The organism is Trebonia sp., assembly GCF_049794275.1.
Taxonomy (GTDB): Bacteria; Actinomycetota; Actinomycetes; order Streptosporangiales; family Streptosporangiaceae; genus Trebonia.
This window is the reverse complement of the sequence record NZ_JBARCR010000665.1, coordinates 1-2,986: the sequence shown is the minus strand read 5'-3', so window position 1 is coordinate 2,986 and position 2,986 is coordinate 1. Positions and strand designations below refer to the sequence as shown.

General features: G+C 69.6%; 5 protein-coding genes. 1 reads left to right on the top strand and 4 read right to left on the bottom strand.

Going from position 1 to position 2,986, the window contains the following annotated elements:
- The 4 genes from WA805_RS17860 to WA805_RS17845 form a co-directional block, all read right to left on the bottom strand.
- The coding region (locus tag WA805_RS17860; protein WP_425242895.1) for an MMPL family transporter at positions 1-1,122 on the bottom strand (1,122 nt) is incomplete at its 3' end.
- Positions 1,123-1,213: 91 nt separating this feature from the next.
- Positions 1,214-1,969: a sensor domain-containing protein gene (locus WA805_RS17855; protein ID WP_425242894.1), complete on the bottom strand. Its 756-nt coding sequence runs from the start codon at positions 1,967-1,969 to the stop codon at positions 1,214-1,216.
- Positions 1,966-2,250 carry a hypothetical protein gene (locus tag WA805_RS17850; RefSeq protein WP_422272984.1) on the bottom strand — a complete coding sequence of 95 codons (285 nt, stop codon included), beginning with the start codon at positions 2,248-2,250 and terminating at the stop codon, positions 1,966-1,968. The genes WA805_RS17855 and WA805_RS17850 overlap by 4 nt, the downstream gene beginning before the upstream one ends.
- Positions 2,247-2,600 carry an ArsR/SmtB family transcription factor gene (locus WA805_RS17845; protein ID WP_422272986.1) on the bottom strand — a complete coding sequence of 118 codons (354 nt, stop codon included), beginning with the start codon at positions 2,598-2,600 and terminating at the stop codon, positions 2,247-2,249. The genes WA805_RS17850 and WA805_RS17845 overlap by 4 nt, the downstream gene beginning before the upstream one ends.
- A gap of 133 nt (positions 2,601-2,733) precedes the next feature.
- Here WA805_RS17845 and WA805_RS17840 point away from each other — a divergent pair.
- Positions 2,734-2,986, top strand: a 253-nt coding sequence (locus WA805_RS17840) for a DUF1707 SHOCT-like domain-containing protein (protein WP_425242893.1), incomplete at its 3' end; no start/stop codon positions are given.

Here is a 2,986-nt window from a genome sequence, read left to right as displayed (position 1 = left end):
GCCGAGGAACGGGATCCGCCCGGCGTCCGCCTTCGGCCCCAGCCAGGCCAGCAGCGCGGGCAGCACGGTCAGCGAGCCGGCTACGGCGATGCCCACCACGGCGATCGTGCCGAGCGCGATGCCGCTGAACGGGCCGCCGCCGACGAAGAAGAGCCCGGCCATGGTGGCCATCACGGTCAGGCCGGACACGACGATCGTCCGGCCGGACGTGTGCGCGGCGATCCGGAGCGCGGCGGGGAACGACCGGCCGGCGGCCCGCTCCTCGCGCTCGCGGCGCAGGTAGAACAGCGAGTAGTCGACGCCGACGGCCATCCCGATAATCACCACGACCTCGAAGGTGGAGCTGCCGACCGGCAGCCAGTGGCTGACGATCGTCAGCACCCCGATGGCGGCGGTCAGGGCGGTCACCGCGAGCAGCACCGGGATGCCGGCCGCGACCAGCGCGCCGAACACGATTAGCAGCAGGATCAGCGTGATCGGCACCGAGGTCGCCTCGGCCTTGCTGAAGTTCAGCGAGCTGTCGATCGCCTGCCCGATGCTGGCGTCGCCGGATTCCGCGATGCGCAAGTCCGGGTGCTTCGCCTGGACGCCGGCGACCGTGTGCTGCAGGGTGGTCGCCGCCTGGTCGACGCTGCTGACGTTGCCTGGCACGCTGAACGTGACCAGCGCGCTGCGCCCGTCCTTGGACACCAGCGCCTGGCCGTCGGCGGACAGTGGCGTCTTGACGCCTGTCGCGTACCTCGGCAACGCAGCCAGCGACGCCGCCACCTGGGCGGTCGCCTGCCGCATGGCCGGATCCGTGGCGAAGGTCGCGCCGCGAGTGGTGGCCTGGACCAGCACGCTCTCGGCGTAGGAGCCGTACTGCCCGGGCGTGACCTGCTGCAGCGTCCGCTCCGCCTGCCCGGACTGGCCGGCGTCGTACGCCGGCAGGTTCCGCGCGCCGAGCGCCTGGCCGCCTATGAAGATGGCGGCGACCAGGAGCAGCCAGCCGAAGACCGCGGTCTTGCGGTGCCTGGCGCTCCAGCCGGCCACCCGTTCCGTCACGTTGGGCCGGGGAGGCGGCGGGTCGTGTGCTTCGTCCGGGGGCGAAATAGGCAATACTGAACTCTGCGGCTCGCGCATCGGAGTTCCTCTCTGTGGGCGCAGTAGGTGCTGGTGAGTTAGCCGCGGCCTGGTCCCCGCCCGTGAGCTGGACCCTCGTGGGCGGGGACAGTCAGCCGCGACGGGCTAGCGGACCTGGATGGTTGAGAACTTCCTTTGCCTCGCGCAACGGGTCGTCTCCCGCGAGCAGCAGCGAGCGGGCAATGGCCGCGTGCAGCCTGGCCGCCGCGACGAGCACGTAGTTGAACAGCAGGAAGAGGATCAGGCAGGCGGCGGCGACGAGCAGCGCCTTCTGCAGCGTGTCGACGTAGATGCCCCAGGACGGGTGGCCGTGCGGGCCGTACGGGAAGTAGCCGAGCTGAACGCCGTGGGCTGATTGGCTGTTGCCGCTCACGCCGATGGCGAAGGTCTGGTGGGGGTACTGGTACCAGGCCGGCAGCGTGATCCCGGCGAGCAGGACCAGCCAGATCACGATGACCGCGAAGTCCAGCACCAGCAGCGGGGCCATCAGGGCGAACAGGTAGGCGACGTCCCGCCAGAGGGCCGGGTCGGTCCACCGGGCGCGAATCCGCGCCAGGAAGCCAGACCCGGTGACCTCGCGGTACGCGCCCTGGACTGGGTCGGTTATGGCGCGCAGCCTGGCGCGTTCGAAGTTCGCGAAGCCCCTGATCACCGCGGCCGCCGCGAGCAGTACCGGCAGTCCGGCCAGCGTCAGGCTGAGCAGGCCGCCGCCGACGACGAGGGTCACCGCGACCGCGAACAGCACCCAGCCGATGACCAGGTACGCGAGCAGGTACCAGGCGCTGGCCCACAGCACGGGGGAAAACAGCAGGCCAACCGGGTTACGGCTGACGCTCCTCGTGCTCATCCGACGTCTCGCATCAGCTGCTCGACGGCGTCGACGTGCTCGGCGAGCTTGGCCATCTCGGCACGCATGTCGCTCATGTTGGCGACCGCCTCCTCGGCGAGCTTCCGGTAGGACGCCATCGCCACCGCGTCCGCGCGGTGCCGCTGCAGCCGGAAGTAGCTCCAGACGATCACCGCGGCCGCCGCGCAGATCGGCACGAAGATCGCAAGGACCACCCCGATCGGGGTGAGGTTGGTACCGCTGCTGGCCAACGTTGTCGTCGTGATAGTCATCGGTGTCATTGGTCGGGCTCCTCCGTGTCGAGCGCCTGCTGCCCCATGCCGTCGCCCTCGTCTTCGGCGACCGCGCGGACGACCGTCTCGGCCGTGACGCGTACCTCGAAGGGGACCAGCTCGAAGTACTTCATCGCCTTGCCGTCCTCAGACAGCTCCAGCTGCCCGGTCACCAGGCCGGCCTTTTCCAGCCGGTCCAGGTGCATGTACAGCAGCGGCCTGGACATGCCCAGCCGGCGCGCCAGCTCGCTGACGTGCACCCGCCCCTCGGCGAGCTCCGCGATGATCCGCATCCGGAGCGGATGCGCGATCGCGGTCAGCATGGCGACCAGCTGTTCACTAGTTAGGATCTCATTCATTCATTCTCTTTCACCTGTAAGGAGAAACTTACATGTGGCGGGTATAGCTGTCAACGCGGTCTTCGCTTGCTCCCGCGTAATACGCGATATATCGTGGCAAGCGGACTATCGGTTCAGGTGCGGAGGGCGCGCGATGGCTGCTGGGAATGAGATGCGAGTCGGGGACGCAGAGCGTGAAGCTGCCGCGGCCGAGCTGCGCGAACACTACGCGAGCGGGCGGCTCACCCTTGACGAGCTGAACGAGCGGGTCGACAAGGCCTTCGCCGCCACGACCCGCGGCGACCTGAACGCCCTGATGACCGACCTGCCGTCGGCGCGGCCTGGCTGGTCGAGCGCTGGGGCCTCCGGGCCCAGCGGGAGTTCGGCGCTGCCGCCCGGGGCGCCCG

Excerpts from the sequence above, each read along its gene's own strand:
- WA805_RS17850 (WP_422272984.1), bottom strand. The coding sequence starts at position 2,250 with ATGACACCGATGACTATCACGACGACAACGTTGGCCAGCAGCGGTACC.
- WA805_RS17855 (WP_425242894.1), bottom strand. The coding sequence starts at position 1,969 with ATGAGCACGAGGAGCGTCAGCCGTAACCCGGTTGGCCTGCTGTTTTCC.
- WA805_RS17845 (WP_422272986.1), bottom strand. The coding sequence starts at position 2,600 with ATGAATGAGATCCTAACTAGTGAACAGCTGGTCGCCATGCTGACCGCG.